This window comes from Paenibacillus sp. FSL H3-0321 (genome assembly GCF_038002865.1).
Classification (GTDB): Bacteria; Bacillota; Bacilli; order Paenibacillales; family Paenibacillaceae; genus Paenibacillus_AQ.
This window is the reverse complement of the sequence record NZ_JBBODH010000001.1, coordinates 3,206,254-3,226,418: the sequence shown is the minus strand read 5'-3', so window position 1 is coordinate 3,226,418 and position 20,165 is coordinate 3,206,254. Positions and strand designations below refer to the sequence as shown.

At 51.9% G+C, this 20,165-nt stretch carries 17 protein-coding genes; 15 read left to right on the top strand and 2 right to left on the bottom strand.

Going from position 1 to position 20,165, the window contains the following annotated elements:
* The first annotated feature begins 54 nt into the window (after positions 1–54).
* From MHI45_RS14175 to MHI45_RS14115, 13 genes are all read left to right on the top strand, one after another.
* Positions 55–1,107 carry an amidohydrolase/deacetylase family metallohydrolase gene (locus MHI45_RS14175; protein WP_256718268.1) on the top strand — a complete coding sequence of 351 codons (1,053 nt, stop codon included), beginning with the start codon at positions 55–57 and terminating at the stop codon, positions 1,105–1,107.
* Positions 1,085–2,197: a DgaE family pyridoxal phosphate-dependent ammonia lyase gene (locus MHI45_RS14170; RefSeq protein WP_076114145.1), complete on the top strand. Its 1,113-nt coding sequence runs from the start codon at positions 1,085–1,087 to the stop codon at positions 2,195–2,197. The genes MHI45_RS14175 and MHI45_RS14170 overlap by 23 nt, the downstream gene beginning before the upstream one ends.
* Positions 2,190–2,945, top strand: a complete 756-nt coding sequence (gene dagF / locus MHI45_RS14165) for a 2-dehydro-3-deoxy-phosphogluconate aldolase (RefSeq protein WP_076114146.1) — start codon at positions 2,190–2,192, stop codon at positions 2,943–2,945. Before MHI45_RS14170 ends, dagF begins: the two co-directional genes overlap by 8 nt.
* Positions 2,938–3,951: a sugar kinase gene (locus MHI45_RS14160; protein WP_076114147.1), complete on the top strand. Its 1,014-nt coding sequence runs from the start codon at positions 2,938–2,940 to the stop codon at positions 3,949–3,951. Before dagF ends, MHI45_RS14160 begins: the two co-directional genes overlap by 8 nt.
* Complete coding sequence (locus MHI45_RS14155) at positions 3,938–4,684, top strand: GntR family transcriptional regulator (protein ID WP_179091875.1); 747 nt, start codon at positions 3,938–3,940, stop codon at positions 4,682–4,684. The genes MHI45_RS14160 and MHI45_RS14155 overlap by 14 nt, the downstream gene beginning before the upstream one ends.
* 176 nt (positions 4,685–4,860) lie before the next feature.
* Complete coding sequence (locus MHI45_RS14150; protein ID WP_076114153.1) at positions 4,861–5,367, top strand: GNAT family N-acetyltransferase; 507 nt, start codon at positions 4,861–4,863, stop codon at positions 5,365–5,367.
* A 241-nt stretch (positions 5,368–5,608) separates the two neighbouring features.
* Positions 5,609–6,901 carry a homocysteine synthase gene (locus MHI45_RS14145; RefSeq protein ID WP_076114148.1) on the top strand — a complete coding sequence of 431 codons (1,293 nt, stop codon included), beginning with the start codon at positions 5,609–5,611 and terminating at the stop codon, positions 6,899–6,901.
* 426 nt (positions 6,902–7,327) lie between these two features.
* Complete coding sequence (locus tag MHI45_RS14140; protein ID WP_076114150.1) at positions 7,328–8,386, top strand: hypothetical protein; 1,059 nt, start codon at positions 7,328–7,330, stop codon at positions 8,384–8,386.
* Positions 8,387–8,922: 536 nt separating this feature from the next.
* On the top strand, positions 8,923–10,041 hold the full coding sequence (locus MHI45_RS14135; protein ID WP_341119160.1) for an IS4 family transposase: 1,119 nt from the start codon (positions 8,923–8,925) through the stop codon (positions 10,039–10,041).
* A 1,122-nt stretch (positions 10,042–11,163) separates the two neighbouring features.
* Positions 11,164–13,131: a heavy metal translocating P-type ATPase gene (locus tag MHI45_RS14130; RefSeq protein ID WP_340896471.1), complete on the top strand. Its 1,968-nt coding sequence runs from the start codon at positions 11,164–11,166 to the stop codon at positions 13,129–13,131.
* Positions 13,132–13,329: 198 nt separating this feature from the next.
* A complete protein-coding gene (trxB, locus tag MHI45_RS14125; protein ID WP_340896473.1) occupies positions 13,330–14,271 on the top strand; it encodes a thioredoxin-disulfide reductase in 942 nt (313 codons plus the stop codon).
* Between the two features lie 90 nt (positions 14,272–14,361).
* Positions 14,362–14,595 carry a glutaredoxin family protein gene (locus MHI45_RS14120; RefSeq protein ID WP_038596638.1) on the top strand — a complete coding sequence of 78 codons (234 nt, stop codon included), beginning with the start codon at positions 14,362–14,364 and terminating at the stop codon, positions 14,593–14,595.
* Between the two features lie 141 nt (positions 14,596–14,736).
* Entirely contained in the window at positions 14,737–15,177 is a 441-nt protein-coding gene (locus MHI45_RS14115; RefSeq protein ID WP_340899716.1) for a GNAT family N-acetyltransferase, read from the top strand.
* Positions 15,178–15,273: 96 nt separating this feature from the next.
* Here the strand turns inward: MHI45_RS14115 and MHI45_RS14110 are convergent, their stop codons facing one another.
* Both MHI45_RS14110 and MHI45_RS14105 read right to left on the bottom strand, forming a co-directional pair.
* Entirely contained in the window at positions 15,274–15,474 is a 201-nt protein-coding gene (locus tag MHI45_RS14110) for a hypothetical protein (RefSeq protein ID WP_038596633.1), read from the bottom strand.
* 134 nt (positions 15,475–15,608) lie between these two features.
* Entirely contained in the window at positions 15,609–16,769 is a 1,161-nt protein-coding gene (locus MHI45_RS14105) for an ROK family transcriptional regulator (protein ID WP_179091836.1), read from the bottom strand.
* A 416-nt stretch (positions 16,770–17,185) separates the two neighbouring features.
* On the opposite strand from MHI45_RS14105, the gene xylA reads away from it, so the two are divergent.
* Positions 17,186–18,502, top strand: a complete 1,317-nt coding sequence (gene xylA / locus MHI45_RS14100) for a xylose isomerase (RefSeq protein ID WP_038596629.1) — start codon at positions 17,186–17,188, stop codon at positions 18,500–18,502.
* Between the two features lie 135 nt (positions 18,503–18,637).
* Positions 18,638–20,134 carry a xylulokinase gene (gene xylB, locus MHI45_RS14095; protein WP_076113316.1) on the top strand — a complete coding sequence of 499 codons (1,497 nt, stop codon included), beginning with the start codon at positions 18,638–18,640 and terminating at the stop codon, positions 20,132–20,134.
* The last annotated feature ends 31 nt before the right edge of the window (positions 20,135–20,165 follow it).

Here is a 20,165-nt window from a genome sequence, read left to right as displayed (position 1 = left end):
GGAAGAGTGGGCACAGAGAATGTGCTGCGCAATTTGCAGCTTGTTGACGGGCGAATGGTTGATATCGCCATCCGGGACGGGATCATCAGCGCCATTACACCGCCAGGCCAGGCTGAAGGAGAGGCCGGGCTGGACTGTTCAGGGTTATATGGATCCAGCGGATGGATTGATTTGCATGTACATGCCGTGCCTGAGCTTGATCCCTATGGCGATGACATCGATGATATTGGTGTGAAGCAGGGGGTAACGACGCTGGTGGATGCCGGAAGCTGCGGTTCAGACCGGATCGGGGCTTTTTATACTGAGAGTCTGAAGGCTGCAACACGAGTGTTTGCGTTGTTGAATATTTCACGGATTGGGCTCGAACGGACAGATGAGCTGTCGCAGCTGGAATGGATTGACCGGGCCAAGGCCCTGGAGGCGGTAGCGGCGTATCCTGGATTCATTGTCGGTCTGAAAGCCCGCATCAGCCAAAGTGTCGTCAAAGACAGCGGCATAGAGCCGCTCAAGCTGGCACGCAGACTGTCGGAAGAAACGAAGCTTCCGCTCATGGTGCATATCGGTTCCTCTCCGCCGGCTATTTCCGAAGTGCTGGAGCTGCTGCGGCCGGGTGATGTGATCACCCATTATCTTAACGGTAAGTCCAATAATTTGTTCCATGCGGACGGCACACCGCTGCATGGGCTGCTGGATGCAGCCGCCCGCGGGGTTCATCTGGATGTGGGGCATGGCACCGCGAGCTTCTCCTTCCGGATTGCAGAGCAGGCCAAGGCGGCAGGCATTGCGCTGAATACAATCAGCACAGATATCTACCGGGGCAACCGTCTGAACGGGCCGGTGTACAGCATGTCGAACGTGCTGACGAAATTTCTGTATCTCGGCTACGGTCTGGAAGAGGTCATCCGCGCAGTCACAAGCAGCGCAGCGGAGTGGCTGGGCAAGCCGGAGCTTGGGCAGATCAGAGTAGGCCAGCAGGCGAACCTGACCTTGTTTGCCCTGGAGGCCGGCGAGAAGCAGCTTAAGGACTCGGAAGGCGATGTCCGGGTCGCGCACCACTATATTGAGGCTAAAGGAGTCTTTGCAAATGGGTCACTCATTACATGCTAGCTATGGATTGAAGCGCGTAATTAATGCCAGTGGAAGAATGAGCATCCTTGGTGTATCCGCACCAACAGATACGGTGATGGAGGCGATGAAGCAGGGCGGACAGAAGTACGTGGAAATTGCGGATCTTGTGGACAAATCCGGAGATTACATTGCCCGGCTGCTAGGTTCCGAAGGTGCGGTTGTCGTGAATTCGGCATCCAGCGGCATCGCGCTGTCGGTGGCAGCCGTTGTGACCGGCGGAGATCCGCGGCTCAGCCTCCGGCTGCATCAGGAGCCGGTACTGAAGAACGAGATTATTATGCTGAAGGGTCATAATGTGCAGTACGGAGCTCCGGTCGAAACCATGGTATTCCTTGGCGGAGGCCGGGTGGTGGAGGCCGGATACGCCAATGAAGGCCGCAAAGAGCATATTGAGCAGGCGATCTGTGAGCGCACCGCAGCCATTCTCTATGTTAAATCCCATCACACCGTCCAGAAGAATATGATTTCCGTGGAAGAGGCCTGGGAGGTTGCTGGGCGCAGAGGGGTACCTCTAATCGTTGATGCGGCAGCGGAAGAGGATCTGCTGAAGTATGTTCAATATTCCGATCTTGCCATTTACAGCGGCTCGAAGGCAATTGAAGGTCCGACCTCAGGCATTGTCGCCGGCAAAAAGAAATATGTCGAGTGGCTAAAGGTACAACTGCACGGGATCGGCCGCAGCATGAAGGTTGGCAAAGAGACAACCTTCGGGCTGCTCCAGGCCCTGAATGAATATCAGGTCAAGGCCGACAGCAGCGAATTGGAGAAAAAGGCTCTGGAGGGCCTTCAGCCGTTGGCCGAGATGCCCGGAGTTTCGGTCCGCATCGTGCAGGATGAAGCGGGCAGAGCCATATTCCGTGGACGCATCCAGATTGAGTCCTCCGCAGCGGGGGTGGACGCCAAGACCGTCAATGACGGGCTGCGTGAAGGTGAGATTGCGGTGTATACCCGGGATTATGGTGTGAAGCAGGGATATTTCGATATCGATCCAAGGTCTCTGCAAGGGGATGATCTTCAGGTCATCGTAAGCAGAATAAGTGAAATCGTGGGGGGTAAACCGAATGAGTAATATCCAGCAGCGCTTCTATAAGAACAGAGCCGCACTTAATGTCTTGGCAGGCAGCATTGAGAACGCCAAGGAGATTTATGCGGCAGCGGAGGGGCATGTCCTGGTAGGTGTGCTCTCCAAAAATTACGCCACGGCGGAGGAAGCGGCAGCTGCTATGACCGAATATGGTCAAGCTATTCAAGATGCCGTATCCATCGGCCTGGGAGCCGGAGACAACCGGCAGGCGGCAGTTGTGGCGGAGATTGCCAAAAGCTATCCGGGCAGCCACATCAATCAGGTATTTCCGGCAGTGGGGGCGACCCGCGCCAATCTGGGAGCCCAAGGCAGCTGGATCAACAGCCTGGTCTCTCCCTGCGGAAAGCCGGGCTATGTAAATATATCGACCGGTCCCATCAGCTCGGGGAACGAGCCGCAAGCCATTGTGCCGGTTCATGCCGCCATTGCACTGGTTCGTGACATGGGTGGCAATGCGCTCAAATATTATCCGATGCAGGGGCTGAAGCTGGAAGAGGAGTACCGTGCGGTTGCCAAGGCCTGCGGGGAAGCCGGCTTTGCTCTGGAGCCTACGGGTGGAATCGACATGGACAACTTTGGCCCCATCCTGGAGATTGCGCTGCAGGCAGGCGTGCCGCAGGTCATCCCGCATGTCTATTCCTCGATTATTGACCCGCAGACCGGGAATACGAACGTAGAGGATGTCCGCAGACTGCTCGAAACTATGAAATCGCTGGTGGATCAGTATGCCTAGGATTGCTGCTTTTGGCGAAGTGATGATGCGGCTGCAGGTTCCTGGCTATGAAACGCTGGTTCAGAGCAGCAGGCTGGAGTACTCTTTTTCCGGAAGCGGGGTTAATGTAACGGCAGCACTGGCCAGATACGGCCATAACGGTGCTATCATAACCACCTTGCCGGAAACTCCGGTGGGTGAAGCTGCGATCGCTTATCTGCGCAAGCTTGGGGTGGATACGTCACTGATCAGCCGGGGCGGCAAGCAGCTTGGGATGTACTTTCTGGAAAATGGCTTTGGAGCCCGCCCCGGCAGAGTCACTTACACAGACCGGCCGGGCAGCAGCTTCAATACCGCCGAGGCGGGATATTATGATATGGCAGCTCTTGCCTCCCGTGTAGACGTCCTTCATTTGTGCGGCATTACGCTGGCTATGAATGAAGGAGTGCGCAAGCAGATGAAACAGCTTGCTGCGGAGGTAAAAAGCGCCGGAGGCAAGGTTGTCTTTGACTGCAATTACCGCCCGGGGCTATGGGGTGCGGATGGCTATGCCAAGGCCCGCCCGCATTATGAAGATCTGCTGGAGCTGGCGGATACGGTGATGATGAATGAGAAGGACGCGCAGTTTATTCTTGGCATCGGAACTGGAGAATATGATAGAATAACACAGTTGAAGCAAGCAATTCCTGAGGTGGCGAAGCGATTCGGAATCGGAACGGCAGCGGGAACCCACCGTGAGATTAATGCTGACAATACGCATTCCTTAACCGGATATATCTATCATCAAGGTACATTCGAATTCTCCCGTAAGCTGACCTTCCCTGTGTTTGACCGGATTGGCGCCGGTGATGCTTTTGCCAGTGCCATCATCCATGGGGAATTGCAGCAGTACCCGTGGCAGCAAACTGTTAATATGGCAGCAGCGGCGGCGATGCTGGCCCACACCACCCAAGGCGACACCGCACTTTTTACCGAGGGTGAGGTGCTCCGGGCGTTGTCAGACCATACCTTAGATGTTGAAAGGTAGTGAACGGCGCGTGTCCCTGAAACGCAAGCAAGGTCCTTTATATCAGCAAATTCAAAAAATCCTCAGAGACCGGATTCTGCACGGTGTATATCCTCTGGGGAGCATCATTCCCTCCGAGCCGCAGCTGGAAAAGGAATTCGGTGTCAGTAAAATGACGGTCCGCGGCGCGGTCCAGGAGCTGTCCCAGGAGGGGTATGTACAAAAGAAAAGCGGCGTTGGAACCATTGTGATGCGCAATACCTCCTATCAGAAACTCTCCAAGGGCAAAAAATTTACAGAGCTTCTCGTAGAAGAGGGACATAAGCTGGAAAAAAGACTGCTGGTGTCTGAGCTCATTACGAATGATGCCGGTACAGAGGAATACCATCGCCACGGTCCGTATTGCCAGCGGATCGAACGTCTCTACATTCTGAATGGACAGCCTTATATTCATCTGATACACTTCCTGACAGCAGACGCGCTGCCCGGCGGAGGTGCCAAAGAAATGGGTGCGGATATCCAGTCGCTGTATGACTCTTTGGAGGAGAACGACATTGTGCTGGAGAACTTCAAGGACCGTTTTTTTGTGGAGCCGGCACCTCCTGAGGTCTGTCTGCTGCTGAAGCTTCCACCGGGGACGCATGTGCTCAAGCGCCTGCGCAACTCCTACGATGGGGAAGGCAGGCTGATCGAACACAGCGTCGGCTGCTATAACACAGAGCTTCATCATTATCTGGTCAGTTATGACACTTGATTAGTTCCTCTCAGACTTTCGTTGCTTGCAGCGGGAGTCTTTTTTCTATGCGGGAAATACTTCATAACAAAAACCTGATGGTCCATAAGCGCTGAGTAATATGATAGAATGATAGGCAAAGTTCCAGCGAATTTGGTGCAGCAAGTGAGTGCGAAGGAGAGAGATCGTTGACGAAGATGAATTACCCGGTCATTGAAACAGACAGGTTGAAGTTAAGATTGCTGACGATTGAAGATCGTGAGGCGGTATTCCGCCATTTCTCGGAGGAAGAAGTAACGCGTTATATGGATATTCCGCCCTGCGGGGACATTAGCGAAGCGGATGAAATTATCCAGTTTCACATCGACGATTCGGGCTGCCGCTGGGGAGTATTCGATAAGCAGCAGGATCAATTGGCAGGGACCTGCGGCTATCATTGCTGGACAACCGGACCTGAGGGCAAAGCAGAAATCGGCTTTGATCTGTCCAGAGACTTCTGGGGCAGGGGACTGATGACCGAAGCACTCCTTCCGGTGATCACCTTTGGTTATGAAGAGATGGGGCTTGAGGTCATTGAAGCTACAGTTGATCCGGGGAACGATAGATCCCTTCGCCTGCTGACAGCGTTGGGGTTTTGTAGAGGTGAGGAGCTGGTAGACAATCTGGTATACTTCTATATGCGGCGAAATCAATTTGCCGGCTAGACACTATTGCCGCTTACGATTGAAGTCCGATACATAGCGATAAAGTCTGATATATAGTGAAAATTGAAAGCGTTATCCATTGGGAGGAAGTGCGATTAAATCAACAGTTCCTCTATACAAAATAAAACACAGTGGAATAATGAGATATTTTTCTTTTCAAATGACATGGTTTGTGAGAGAATAGTTTCAATTCTTAATTAAATTGTTAACGTTTGCCAATTATGAATGGGAGGAAATACCAATGTCAGAAGACCGCAAGCTGTCGTTTGAAACTTTAGCCGTTCATGCAGGACAAGAGATCGATCCAACTACTTTATCGCGTGCCGTACCGTTGTATCAGACCACTTCCTACGGGTTCCGTGATGCGGAACATGCAGCTAATTTGTTCGCGCTCAAGGAATTCGGCAATATCTATACCCGTTTGATGAACCCGACCACCGATGTGTTCGAGCAGCGGATTGCCGCGCTTGAGGGCGGGGCAGGGGCGCTTGCCACAGCTTCAGGGGCAGCGGCGATTTCCTTCTCCGTGCTGAATATTGCCGGGGCCGGCGATGAAATTGTATCTTCCGCCAGTCTGTATGGAGGCACTTATAACCTATTCTCTACTACCTTGCCCAAGCTGGGCATCAAGGTTCATTTTGTGGATTCGGATAATCCTGAGAACTTCCGCAGTGCGATTACAGATAAGACAAAGGCACTCTACGCCGAAACGATCGGCAATCCACAGGGAAATGTACTCGATATTGAAGCCGTGGCGGCCATTGCCCATGAGCATGGTATCCCACTGATCGTAGACAATACGTTCCCGAGTCCGTATTTACTTCGTCCAATTGAATATGGAGCGGATATCGTAGTGCATTCCGCCACCAAATTCATCGGGGGTCATGGCACCTCGATCGGCGGGGTTATTGTGGACGGCGGCAAGTTTGACTGGAAAGCCAGCGGCAAATTCCCGGGGCTGACCGAGCCGGACCCAAGCTATCATGGCGTAGTTTATACGGAAGCTGTAGGACCGATTGCCTATATTATCAAAGCCCGCGTGCAGCTGCTGCGTGATTTGGGCGCTGCAATTTCGCCGTTTAACTCCTGGCTGCTGCTGCAAGGGCTGGAGACTTTACATTTGCGTCTTGAGCGTCACAGCCAGAATGCGCTGAAGGTTGCACAGTATCTGGAAGCCCATGAGAATGTGGAATGGGTCAGCTATGCCGGATTGCCGAGCCATCCTTCCTATACACTTGCCCAAAAGTATTTGCCAAAGGGGCAAGGCGCAATCCTCACCTTCGGAATCAAGGGCGGAGCCGCAGCGGGTGTCAAGCTGATAGAGAATGTGAAGCTGTTCTCCCATTTGGCCAATGTCGGTGATTCCAAGTCACTGATTATTCATCCGGCGAGCACTACACATCAGCAGCTTTCTGCCGAAGAGCAGACAACAGCAGGTGTAACCCCTGAATTGCTGCGTTTGTCGATTGGTACGGAATCCATTGACGATATTCTGTATGATCTGGAGCAGGCGATTGCCGCCAGCCAGCAATAAAGACAGCACAGCAGTTGTACGAAAATAGTCACGGCCTGCAGCGCTTCGCTGCAGGCTATCAAGGCCTTTGCCATTATGCGGAGCCGTTTCCTTCATAATTATGAATCAGATTAATTCTAGGTGATTGTTCGCCTGCGTGATCCTGTTCATACTGTGACTGGATGGCGCATGAGGCAGATGGCCTTTTTGCATAGCTGAAGGAATGCAGAATATCGTTTCCCCTCAAAGCATATGCCTTACAAAAGGGACCGACGAGTGATTTCACGCTTCTGCAAACTCCGTTAAGAACTTACTCATTTGACAACGCTTGCATATTTCATGGCCCATTCCCGTATTTATAAAAAGAAGCAGCGTAACATGCCGGTATCAACCTGTCCCTAAAACGGCGGCCGGCAGCAATCCAATGCCAAAAAGGTGGGTGCGGTGATGAAGGGTGAACAACAGCAGGATCATGTTCGGAGTAATGAGGAGCGCCCGTTCAAGTATAACGCCGGTGATCGGGCTATAGGAGTGGAGATGAGCCAGGCTGCATCCGTGGCTTCCGCTGCTGCGGAATTTATAGACGAAGGGGAGCGGCAAAAGGGAATGGGTCCATTAAACCGTGCTTATTTCAAGCGTCCGGGGGAACGTCCGGCCTTTCTGGTGCTGCGTGACGGCTGTGAGGATCGCCCGCTCTTCCGGGAGGATGCCGGAACGGCTCCGGTGGGCCCTTGTCTGATCCGGAGCGAAGAGTGGCTCAATACTCCCGAGCTAGCCGAGCTGTATGACAGCTGGTTGACCGGTGAGGATGAAGTCCAGACGGAACGGACTTTGCAGCGGATCTATTACCGGCTGCGGGCCGCATCCTTGGCACTGCTGGAATCAGCAGACGGGGCCTGGACCGCAGTCACTCTGCTGTGTACCCCAGAGCTTGCCGCGTTGCCTGCAAGGCTGGCCGTGCTTCAGGATGCGCAGCTCGAAGCGCTGTTCTCCGCCGTGGCGGAGAGCCAGCGGCTGGGCAGCGACTGCCGCGTGGATCTGCTGGCGCCTTACCCCGCCAGCGCGCCCGAATTCGCGGTGATGCGCGAATTCATCGAGGACGTGGCCGAACAGACACTCGGCCACGCTTATGCGGCGGCTTGCCGCATCGGGGCGCTGATCGCGCCCGGTGCGCATTACGCCGCCGGGGAAATCGCGCGTATCGCCGATTTCCTTGTGCTGGACGGCGCGGCCTGCGGGCGCGCGCCGGAAGCCAGCTCCGCCGAGGGCTTTGCCCGTGCGGCGGGAGAGATGCTGGCCGCCGTGCGGCGCGTGAAGCCGGCGGCGGTGGTGCTCGCCGCGGGGGCACCGGCGGCGGCCGCGCTTGCCGATCTGTATGCGATCGGCATGAGCGGGATCTTTTGCAGCGCTGGCCAGCGGACCGAAGCGCTGCTCAGGGCAGCCTGCCTAACCTGGATGGCCCGGCAGGACCATAACGTAGACCCAGCCGCTGGTGGTTGGCTGTAGGATTTCCGGGCGCCCTCCCGCTCTGGCAATAGCCGGCGACCGGGCGCCTGTCCAGCGAATATCCGCCATTTCATGCGGCGGCTCGCTTATCTGTTATCATTGGTGTGCCTGTTCAAATGATTTCTGGTATGCCGGGCATCTGTACAACGATTAGCCCGCATCCGGGCATAAGACTAACTTCCCTGGCAGCTATTTAGCTTGATACTGGCTAGGTGGTAGGAGTCCCTGCAATTTAGTCGAATGATGATGAGGCCTCGGGGGATAATTGCACTTTGTACATCTATTTCATTACTTTATTAGCTTTATTGAGCTATAGTTGCATTCAATACAGCTATAAAAAGCAAAATTGGCCCGCAGAGGAGCAATCGGCTATTTTTAACTGTATGAACTACAACTATTTCACCAAAACGTTTGTATCTGCCGTGAATAGTTGCAGTATATACAGACCTGTTGATTAACCAGAAAAAGGTAGAAAAAAGGCCGCTCATTCGGTAAAGTGTTTGTACCCCTACAAACATCCGAAACGAGGCGACCTCATGAAAAAGTCTACTTCATTATCAAATATTCTGCAATTGGTGATTCCCGAAGAAAAAATGCTCCCATTCTTGGAAGAACTAAAGTATATCGACGTGGCGCGAAAGTTTACTGTCTATGATTTATTTCTATTTTTGGCCGAAGCCGCCTTCCAGCAGTGGGAGGGGTATCGGGACGGAGAACAGCGAATGGCCCTTTGTGGGCAGCGTTCTGTGGATCACTCAACCCTCTCGAAAAAAGCCAAAGACGTTCCTTTTCAATTATTCAAGCGTTTGCTAGATCTCATGATTGGGCTGTGCAATCGAAAGACTCGGCGTGTACTCGGTATTCCGAAGGAGCTGCTAATCGTTGATTCCACTACGATTACGGTAGGTCTGGGACGGTTGACTTGGGCTCCGCACAAAGGCCAAAAAGCAGGCGTTAAGCTACACGTGGGGATCATTGGAGACCAAGGCGAATTGCACAAAGTTACCGAAACGACTGGATATGAGCCTGATTTGAAGAGTTGCCCTGACCTGCTGGACAGAAGATTTATTTTGGTGGCAGACCGGTCTTATGGTAAACACAAGCTGTTTGACAGTTACCAAGAGCAGGAAAACCGGCAGTATTTTGTGATTCGGCTTCGGGATAATACAACCTTTACGAATCCAATCTCACGATGTCGAAAGCGTCCCTTTTCGGGAAGTATTAAGCAAGATTTGACCTGCCAATTGGGAAAGAACATGGCACTCTCCCAGAACAGATTTCGGGTGGTCATCCTAGAGGATCCCAAAGGAAATCCCGTTATTCTCGCCACAAATCTGCACTGGTATTCCCCCGAAGGGATTGCAGAAATCTATAAAAAACGGTGGCAGATTGAAGTCTTTTTTCGTTGGATTAAGCAGCATCTAAACATTCCAAAATTATTCGGAACAACACCAAATGCAGTGTATGGACAGCTGTACACAGCTTTACTGATTTATGTTTTGCTTAAGTTCCTGTTTGAGCAGGGAAATGCTGCGGTGCATCCGAGTGCTAAATTAACATTCGTCGACTTTGACCGGTTATTTACTTTGGAAACTTTACCACCGGAATGGAGGATTTATTTAGCCAATGTAGTGTTTACAACTTCCATAATTTAGCTAATCAACAGACCTGCAGTATATACACTTATGTCTGTCGGATAGCAGGCAACGCACTCGTATCCAATTGGTTCAGCCAATCATCCTTCCATGATTCTTAAGGTAATTGAAAATGTGGTAACCGATGCATCCCCGTGTTCCGCATTGCTGCGGTAAACATGGGGGATGTTTGCGTTCGAAGGGAGGGGGAGCACTGATAGTAAAGATGCAATCAAGGGTGGATACTCAAGTGCTCATTTTATTAAGTTTCTTTAGACCCTGCGTTTCTCATGTTGCCCTCGTACACCTTTGCTCCCAATGCCCGCGATGTTGAGGTTACCTCAATCCCACGATTTGATTTCCCCGTGACCCCATTTGCCCTAGTGCATTGTTGCTCCCAATGCCCGCGATGTTGAGGTTACCTCAATCCCACGATTTGATTTCCCCGTGACCCCATTTGCCCTAGTGTATTGTTGCTCCCAATGCCCGCGATGTTGAGGCTACTTCAATCCCACGATTTGATTTCCCCGTGACCCCATTTGCCCTAGTGCATTGTTGCTCCCAATGCCCGCGATGTTGAGGTTACTTCAATCCCACGATTTGATTTCCCCGTGACCCCATTTGCCCACGTACACTGTTGCTCCCAATGCTTGCGATGCTAAGGTTACCGTCAAGCCTTGATATCCACGATCTTCCAGTTACCCATGTGCACTGTGCTCATGATCCCCGCGTTGCTGATCCTACCCTTGTTCTCTTGATTCTTACGTTACCCAATGTCCAAGTTACGCCGTTGCTCACAATACCCAGTTACCCCAAGTACGCAACCCACACTCATCATTCATTCACCCACCCACCCACATTGCAATCGTCATCCCCGAAACCCCCTCAAAAAAAAGGCTAGTCTCCGGGTTTACATTCGAACGGAAAGTGGTATAGTATTACTGTAAGTTGCACTGAGGAAATATATTTGCATTATTGCAACAATGATTATCATTCTCATTTACCATGCTGTCCCGGCTGAGCCGGGGCAGCATGTGTCATTTTAAGGGCTTTAATAATGGCTCTCATTCTCAGTTGGCTGCTCTTCATCTTGTCAGGGACAGAATGCCAATGCTCCTAAACCAATCAGGAAGGTGATTTTTCATGCAAGCAACATCCAAACAAATGCCAAAACCAATAGCGCGCCAAGGCAACGCGCAGCAGCCCCGGACACCGGAGCCGCGACGTTTCGATCCGAAGGCTATGCTGGGCAATTCCGAAATGCAGGCTGCCCTGGGCAGCGGATTACTTATGCTGATTGCTTGGGCAACCAGCGGCTGGTCGGAAATCCTCTCAGTGCTGCTCTACGTGATCTCTTACACGGTAGGCGGCTGGATTAAAGCGAAGGAAGGCGTGGAGACACTGGTCAAGGAACGTGACCTCGATGTCAACCTGCTGATGATCGCTGCCGCTCTGGGCGCCGCTTCAATCGGCTACTGGAACGAAGGTGCGATGCTGATCTTCATCTTTGCACTGAGCGGCGCTCTGGAGAGTTATACCATGGAGCGCAGCAAAAAGGACATCTCCTCCCTGATGGCTCTGAAGCCGGCCACGGCGGTGCGCATTGAGCAAGGGGCGATGAACGAGGTTGCGATTGATCTTTTGGCCATCGGAGATTTGCTGCTGGTGCGGCCTGGTGAACTGATTCCCGCTGACGGTAAAGTGTGCCGGGGCGAATCGGCCGTCAATCAGGCTTCGATCACAGGCGAATCATTGCCGGTAGAGAAAACAGCCGGAAGTGAAGTATTCGCCGGGACCGTCAACGGGGAAGGCCCGCTCTATATCGAAGTTACCAAGGCTGCAGAGAACACCCTTTTTGCCAAGATTATTAAGATGGTGGAAGAGGCGGAGAGCGAAGTGCCGGATTCACAGCGGTTTATTAAACGGCTGGAGTCGATTTATGCCCGGGTGGTTGTGGCTGCAACGGTTGCATTGATTGTATTGCCTCCTTATCTGTTGGACTGGAGCTGGAGTGATACTTTTTATAAAGCGATGGTCTTTCTGGTGGTGGCTTCACCGTGCGCGCTGGTCTCATCCATCATGCCTGCCATGCTGTCGGCTATTTCCAAAAGTGCGCGCAAAGGCATCCTGTTCAAAGGTGGAGTGCACCTGGAGAATATGGCGCGGACGTCCGTGGTTGCTTTTGACAAGACCGGAACGTTGACTGAGGGGATTCCGCAGGTGACGGATTTTATCGCCGGAGAGGGATACGACCGGAGGGAGTTGCTGGCAGTCAGCGCATCCATTGAGAAATTGTCACGCCATCCGCTGGCGGAAGCGATTGTCCGCATGGCTGAGGAGGAGCAGGTGGAGCTGTGCAATATCCAGGAGAGCAAATCCGTAACCGGCTGGGGGATTGAAGGCACGTTTCAAGGCCAATTATGGAGAGTCGGCAAATCCAATCTTTTGGATGAGCCGGAAGTTCAGAGGGATGACGAACCAGTACAACACTGGAAAACCTTGCGGCAGCAGTTCGAGGCTGAAGGAAAGACCGTGTCGCTGATTCTGGCCGGTGACAAAATCGCCGGGATGATTGCGCTGCAGGATACGGTGCGTCCTCAGGCGGAAGTTGCTGTGCGCAAGCTGCAGAAGCTGGGAATTAAGGTGGCTATGCTGACCGGGGACCGGGCAGAGGCGGCGCAGGCGATGGCAGCAAGAACGGGAGTGGACATGGTATTTGCCGATCTTTTGCCGGAAGATAAAGTAAGTCATATTAAAGCGCTCCGTGAGCAATATGGACATGTGATTATGGTTGGTGATGGGGTCAATGATGCTCCGGCTCTGGCAACGGCCACCGTTGGCATGGGGATGGGCATGAAGGGCAGCGGCGCGGCACTTGAGATTGCCGATGTAGTACTGATGAACGATAATATTGAAGAGATTTCTTCGACCATTGCGCTGGCCCGCCGGTCGCAGCGTATTGTGAAGCAGAATATGATTTTTGCTGTTACCGTGATCGTCAGCCTGATGCTGGGCAACTTTTTGCAGGGGATCGCACTCCCCTTCGGTGTTGTTGGTCATGAAGGCAGCACAATTCTCGTGATCCTGAACGGATTAAGACTTTTACGCTAATAAAAGCTGAATTCGACAAACCTATCGGGTATTCCGGAAATTTAATTGCTTAAAATTGAATTGTTCACAAAATGGGTACGATTACAGCGTGTCTGGCATATTGACAACTCCTTCTTGGGTGATCATAATAAGTATTACATTATAATAATTTTAATTAAGGATTGACGCTTAACCGTCCATCTCAAGGAGGATATAGTCATGTACAAATCCATTATCGTTGGTACCGGACCGGCCGGACTGACTGCTGCTATCTATTTGGCCCGCGCCAACCTGAGTCCGCTGGTGATTGAAGGTCCGCAACCGGGTGGTCAGCTTACCACTACAACGGAAATTGAGAATTTCCCCGGATTCCCTGAAGGTATTATGGGTCCTGAACTCATGGACAATATGCGTAAGCAGGCTGAGCGTTTCGGAGCAAAGTTTATTACAGGCTGGGTGAACAGCGTAGAGCTGGGAGATCGTCCGTTCAAGCTGAACGTTGAAGGTATGGGAACATTGACTACAGATACACTGATCCTATCGACAGGTGCTACGGCAAAATACCTCGGCATTCCCGGTGAGCAGGACAACATCGGACGCGGTGTCAGCACTTGTGCGACTTGTGACGGATTTTTCTTCCGCGGCAAAGAGATCGTCGTTGTCGGCGGCGGTGATTCCGCCCTTGAGGAAGCTGGCTTCCTGACCCGCTTTGCTTCGAAAGTTACCCTTGTGCACCGCCGTGAAGAGCTGCGCGCTTCCAAAATTATGCAGGATCGTGTCCGCGATAATGCCAAGGTGACCTGGGGGCTGAACCGTACTCCACTGGAAGTGACTTCCGGCGAAAAAGGCGTGAACGGTCTGAAGGTTCTTAATAATGAAACCGGCGAAGAGGAATTCATTGAAGCCAGCGGTGTATTTGTAGCTGTCGGCCATCATCCGAATACTTCCTTCCTGGGTGGTCAAATTACAACGGATGCAAACGGGTATATCGTGACCAATCCGGGCACCTCCGAAACCAATATTCCCGGCGTATTTGCTTGCGGCGACGTTCAGGATACCCGTTACAGACAAGCCATTACGGCAGCGGGCAGTGGTTGCATGGCAGCTATGGATGCTGAGAAATACATCGAAAGCCTGGAGCACAGTGCGGTTATTTTGTAACCCTCTATTTGGAATAAAAGGCACTCCGGTGCTACAATAGATACTACCCTGATCTATACTGTTTATATAAAATTAAGGAGGAAATCAACTATGGAAAATGTCATTGTATACACTTCAACCAATTGCCCGCATTGCCGTCAGGTGAAGAGCTTCCTGAGCGAGAAGGGTGTATCCTACGAGGAACGCAACATCGAGCAGAATGATGATTACGCGCAGCAGGTTTGGGATATGGGTATGAGAGCTGTACCTGTAACCGTCATCGGCGATTTCAAAATCGTAGGCATGAACAAAACGCAATTCGACAAGGCTTTGGCAACTGTATAATATAGCCTTGCTCTTGAATAAGAGGATACCGGCCGCTTCCGAGATGGGGGCGGTCTTTGCGTTACCGGGCTTGTATCCGTCCGAATCGTTCAATGTACATATGGATCTCTAACCGATGAAAGGATGCTGCGAACCTTGTTAATGAATTTAAAGGACTACAAGGATTATGGTGATGTAAAACGTTTGCTGGCCGAGTGCATGTGGGCTGCCGATGAGGAGCTTGATGAGAAAGTCGAGCAGGTGCTTGCGGGATATATTGCAAATGATTGTACAGAATTACTGGGCTGCTATGAGAATGGACGGTTGGCAGGGATCATCGGATTCATGCGGCATTCCAGGAAAGCGGCGGAGATCAGGCATCTTGCAGTTCAGGAGCAGTGGCGCGGGAAAGGGATCGGCAGAAAGATGGTAGAGGAACTCCGCAGAACTGCTGAATATGACACGATAACCGCGGAGACAGACCATGACGCCGTTGGGTTCTACAGGAATAACGGATTTGCAGTTAAGAGTCTGGGGGAGAAATATCCCGGAGTCGAGCGTTTCATCTGCAGTCTTTCTCTAAATGACGCAGAACGCAGCTGAGGCAGTCCGGGGAGCAGGTTTCCGTACAAAAAATAGTCTGCTTTGTGATGCCGGCTAGTTTTTGTACGGCAGGAGCAAAGGGTTCGAAGCTCTCGCTTAAGCTTGGGTAAAGGACATGATTACTTGAAAAATAGCGTATACAACAACACCGCTGATAATAAGCATGAATCCCGATTTCTTCCTCGATTGGAACAGACGCAGTACACCGAGACTGACTAAAGGAGCAATGATGAGCAGCAGCAGCAGCACAGTGATGAACATCTGCGCTGAAAGATCAGACGTATCAACATAGGTCATAGACTCACTCTCGCTTTCAGAAAAAGGGGTGATGGTGACATATGTCACACAGTTATGACCTAATTATAAAGGATTGCCCTGCTTATTGCTGCACTTTGGGCTGCTTCAAATGCGGCAAATTTACGTCAATTTGTCTACAGGGTTACCCTGATATTGCCGAGAAAATGCATCACGGCCGAAAAGCCCGCACCGATCATGGTACCGCGGCTGCCCAGCTTGGAAAAAGTGATCTCCAGCTGCTGCTTATGGTAGGGCAGTGTACGCTTAGCCACTACGCTGCGCAGCGGTTCGCCCAGCCAAGGCTCAGCCTCGGACAGGGCTCCTCCGATAACAATCAGCTCCGGATTGAAGCTGTTGATCAGATTCGTGACGCCAATGCCCAGATATTCGCCCATGGTTGAGAAGTGGCGCAGCGTATCCTCCTGCCCGTCCAGCGCATGGCGGACCAGTTCTGTGGTAGTGCGGGCAGGCAATGACAAGTTTGAGTTGTCATAGGTCTTCTCGGAGGCATACAGCTCCCAGCATCCCCGGCTTCCGCAGCTGCAGGGTTTGCCTTCCGCTTCAATGGTCATATGCCCGGTTTCTCCGGCATATCCGCGGGCGCCCTTGTACAACTCTCCCCCGATGATGATTCCCGATCCGATCCCTGAACCGGCACTGATATACAGCAGGTGGCGAACGCCCCGGGCCGCTCCGAAATTAAGCTCTCCCTGTGCACCCGCATTAGCTTCATTGTCTATCGTGACAGGAACAGCGAAAGTATCCTCCAGAATGGAACGTAAATCCACCATCTCCCAGCCAAGGTTGGGGGCGAACAGCACCACGCCGTTCTCATCGACCATCCCCGGCACACCTACTCCGATTCCTACGATACCGTAAGGCGACGCGGGGGATTTGGTGATCAGTTCTGCAATGATCGCCTTCATCTGATTCACAACATAAGGGAAATCATGGGCATCCAGCCGGCAATCCCGCTCGTGAAGCACGCCGCCGTCCAGATCGCAGAGTACTGCCGTGAGCTGCTTTACACGCAGCTCGATGCCGATGACGCTTCCCGCCATTTTGTTAAAATGCAGCATGAGCGGTTTGCGTCCGCCGCTGGATTCCCCGGGGCCGGCTTCAGTCACAAGCTCCTGTCCGCAAAGCTCGGCGACAAGGTTGGACACGGTTGCTTTATTAAGGCCGGTCATCTCGGAGACTTTGGCCCGGGAGACCGGAGAATGCGTGCGGATCGTATGTAAAATAATCGACTTATTGATTTTTTTGACCAGCGCCTGGTCACCGGTAACTTTCACGAAGTACACTTCCTTTTTTGACAACGTTCTCATTAGAGTAGTATGCCACTTAGTCTAGAGTGATGTGCGGAAAAATGCAACAGGAGGTGACGGAAGAAAGCGCGGGAAAGAGAACTGATCTTTCAATATATCAGAGGGAATTCAGGCTTTTTCACATGCTGTTCTGAGGCTTGCCAGCATTGTGTTCAAACGAATGGTAACGCATAGGCGATGCTGTCAAAGGGTACTTTATGGTCATGTTAAACGATAGAGCGGGCAGGGGACGGGTCTTTGGCCCTGCTCGCGGAGGACAAGAAATAGACAAATAAAAAGTTGTTTAAAACTTTGTTTAACCAATATACAAAGTTCTGAAGATGTGTTAAGATGATGCTGTAAACGCTTGCGGGCGAAGCAAAATATCGAGGAGGATTTTACAAATGGCTTATTTTGAAACAGTGAGCAAGATCTCTTACGAGGGAAGCCGTTCCACCAACCCATTCGCATTCAAATTCTACAATCCTAAAGAAATCGTAGCCGGCAAAACCATGGAAGAGCACCTGAAGTTTGCAATGGCATATTGGCATACATTAACTGCTGGCGGTTCCGATCCGTTCGGCGCAGAAACTGCAATCCGCAGCTGGAATCACCTGAGTGGCCTGGATAAGGCTAAAGCCCGCGCAGAAGCGGCTTTTGAATTCATGGAGAAGATGGACCTGCCTTACTACTGCTTCCATGATGTGGACATCGCTCCTGAAGGCGCATCTTTGCGTGAGTTCTATAGCAACATTGATACCATCGTAGATATCCTTGAACAAGGCATGAAGACTTCCGGCAAGAAATTGCTGTGGAACACAGCCAACATGTTCACTAACCCGCGTTATATGCACGGTGCAGGCTCCACTCCTAATGCTGATGTCTTCGCACATGCGGCTGCACAAGTGAAGAAGGGTCTGGAAGTTGGTAAACGTCTGGGCGCACAAAACTATGTATTCTGGGGTGGCCGTGAAGGCTACGAAGAATTGCTTAACACAGATATGGGTCTTGAGCAGGATAACATTGCACGTCTGTTCAGCCTGGCTGTAGATTACGCTAAGGAAATCGGCTTCGACGGTCAATTCCTGATCGAGCCTAAACCAAAAGAGCCTACCAAACATCAATATGACTTCGATGCAGCAACAACAATTGCGTTCCTGCAGAAATATAACCTCGACAAGCACTTCAAGCTGAACCTTGAAGCTAACCATGCAACACTTGCCGGTCATACTTTTGAGCATGAACTGCGTGTAGCACGCACTAACGGCATGCTTGGATCGCTTGACGCAAACCAAGGCGATACATTGCTGGGCTGGGATACCGATGAATTCCCGGTTAACATTTACGATGCAACTCTTACGCTTTATGAAGTACTCAAGAATGACGGACTTGGCAAAGGCGGAATCAACTTTGACTCCAAAGTACGCCGTCCTTCCTTCGAAGCTGAGGATCTGTTCCTGGCGCACATCGCCGGTATGGACACTTATGCCAAAGGCCTTAAAGTTGCCGCTAAATTGCTTGAAGACCGCGTATTTGAAGACTTCATCGCGAAACGTTACAGCAGCTTTAATGAAGGCGTAGGAGCAGATATCGTTTCCGGCAAAGCAACACTGGCTTCGCTTGCCGAATACGCGCTGAACAACGAAAATCCGCGCCGCAATGAGTCCGGACGTCAAGAACTGCTCAGAGCTACTTTGAACCAATACATCCTGGCTGAGTAGGATTAGGGCTTGAGCTTACGGCTCAGACTTTAGTTCAGCCGATATTAACGCAACGGGGGTTGCTGAAGAGAGCATTCTTCGGCAGCCCCTTTTCTTGTAAATGGTGTTTCTTCATTAACTTTTAGGAGGATCAATATGAAATATGTAATCGGTGTAGACCTGGGAACCAGTGCGGTAAAGACTGTATTGGTTGATCCGCAGGGAAAGGTGGCCTTCGAGCATTCCGAAGCCTACCCGCTTAGCAGACCCCAGCCGAACTGGAGTGAACAGAATCCCGAGGACTGGGTGAAAGGAACGCTGGTTAGCCTCCGCCGTCTGATCGAGGTGTCTGGTGTAGATCCTTCGCAAGTGGACGGCATCAGCTTTTCGGGGCAAATGCATGGTCTGGTGCTGGTGGACAGCGAAGGTAATGTGCTGCGTCCGGCAATACTCTGGAATGACACCCGCACTACGGCACAGTGCCGTACAATCGAGAAGAAACTGGGAACAAAGCTGATCAGCATTGCCAGAAACCGCGCCTTGGAAGGGTTCACTCTGCCCAAAATCCTGTGGGTTCAGGAGAATGAGCCAGAGGTGCTGGCGCAAGCGCACCAGTTCCTTCTGCCGAAGGATTACGTGCGTTTCCGTCTAACCGGTGATTATGCTATGGATTATTCCGACGCGGCAGGTACATTGCTGCTGGACGTAGGTGCGAAGCAGTGGAGTGCGGAAATTGCCGAAGCTTTCTCACTGCCGGTCTCGCTGTGCCCTAGACTGGTAGAGTCCTTCGAACTGACGGGAACGCTGCTGCCTGAGATTGCTGAAGCCTCCGGCCTTCTGACATCCACTAAGGTATTTGCCGGCGGTGCGGATAACGCCTGCGGCGCGCTCGGCGCTGGTATTCTGGGTGAAGGCCGGACAATGTGCAGCATCGGCACTTCCGGTGTGGTCCTCTCCTACGAGAGCAACAAGGATCTTAATCTGGAAGGTAAGGTCCATTTCTTTAATCACGGGGAGAAGGATGCCTACTATATTATGGGCGTTACTCTTGCTGCGGGCCATAGTCTTACCTGGTTCAAAGAAACCTTTGCAGCGGAGAAGAGCTTTGACGAATTGCTTCAAGGTGTAAACGATGTGCCGGCCGGAAGCGGCGGGCTGTTGTTCACACCGTACATTGTTGGTGAACGCACGCCGCATCCGGACGCAAATATCCGCGGCAGCTTCATCGGCATGGATTCCGGCCATACCTTGTCCCACTTCACCCGTTCGGTCTTGGAAGGAATTACGTTCTCCCTGCGCGAGTCGATTGAGATTGTGCGTGAATCGGGTAAGGAAATTACAGAGATTGTGGCGATCGGCGGCGGTGCGAAGAATGAGGCTTGGCTGCAAATGCAGGCTGATATTTTCAATGCGTCGATTATCAAGCTGGAGAGTGAACAGGGCCCGGCTATGGGTGCGGCAATGCTGGCTGCCTACGGCAGCGGCTGGTTCCCTTCCCTTGGTGCATGTGCAGAAGCTTTCATCCGTCCTGCAGAAGTTTTTAAGCCGAATGCCGGGCAAGTGGCGGTCTATGATGGGTTATTCAGTATTTACCAGGACGTATACGGCCAGACCCGTGAATTGAATGATAAGCTGGCTGCATACCGGAAATAACTGGGCTTGCAAGAATGGGGCTGACGATCTG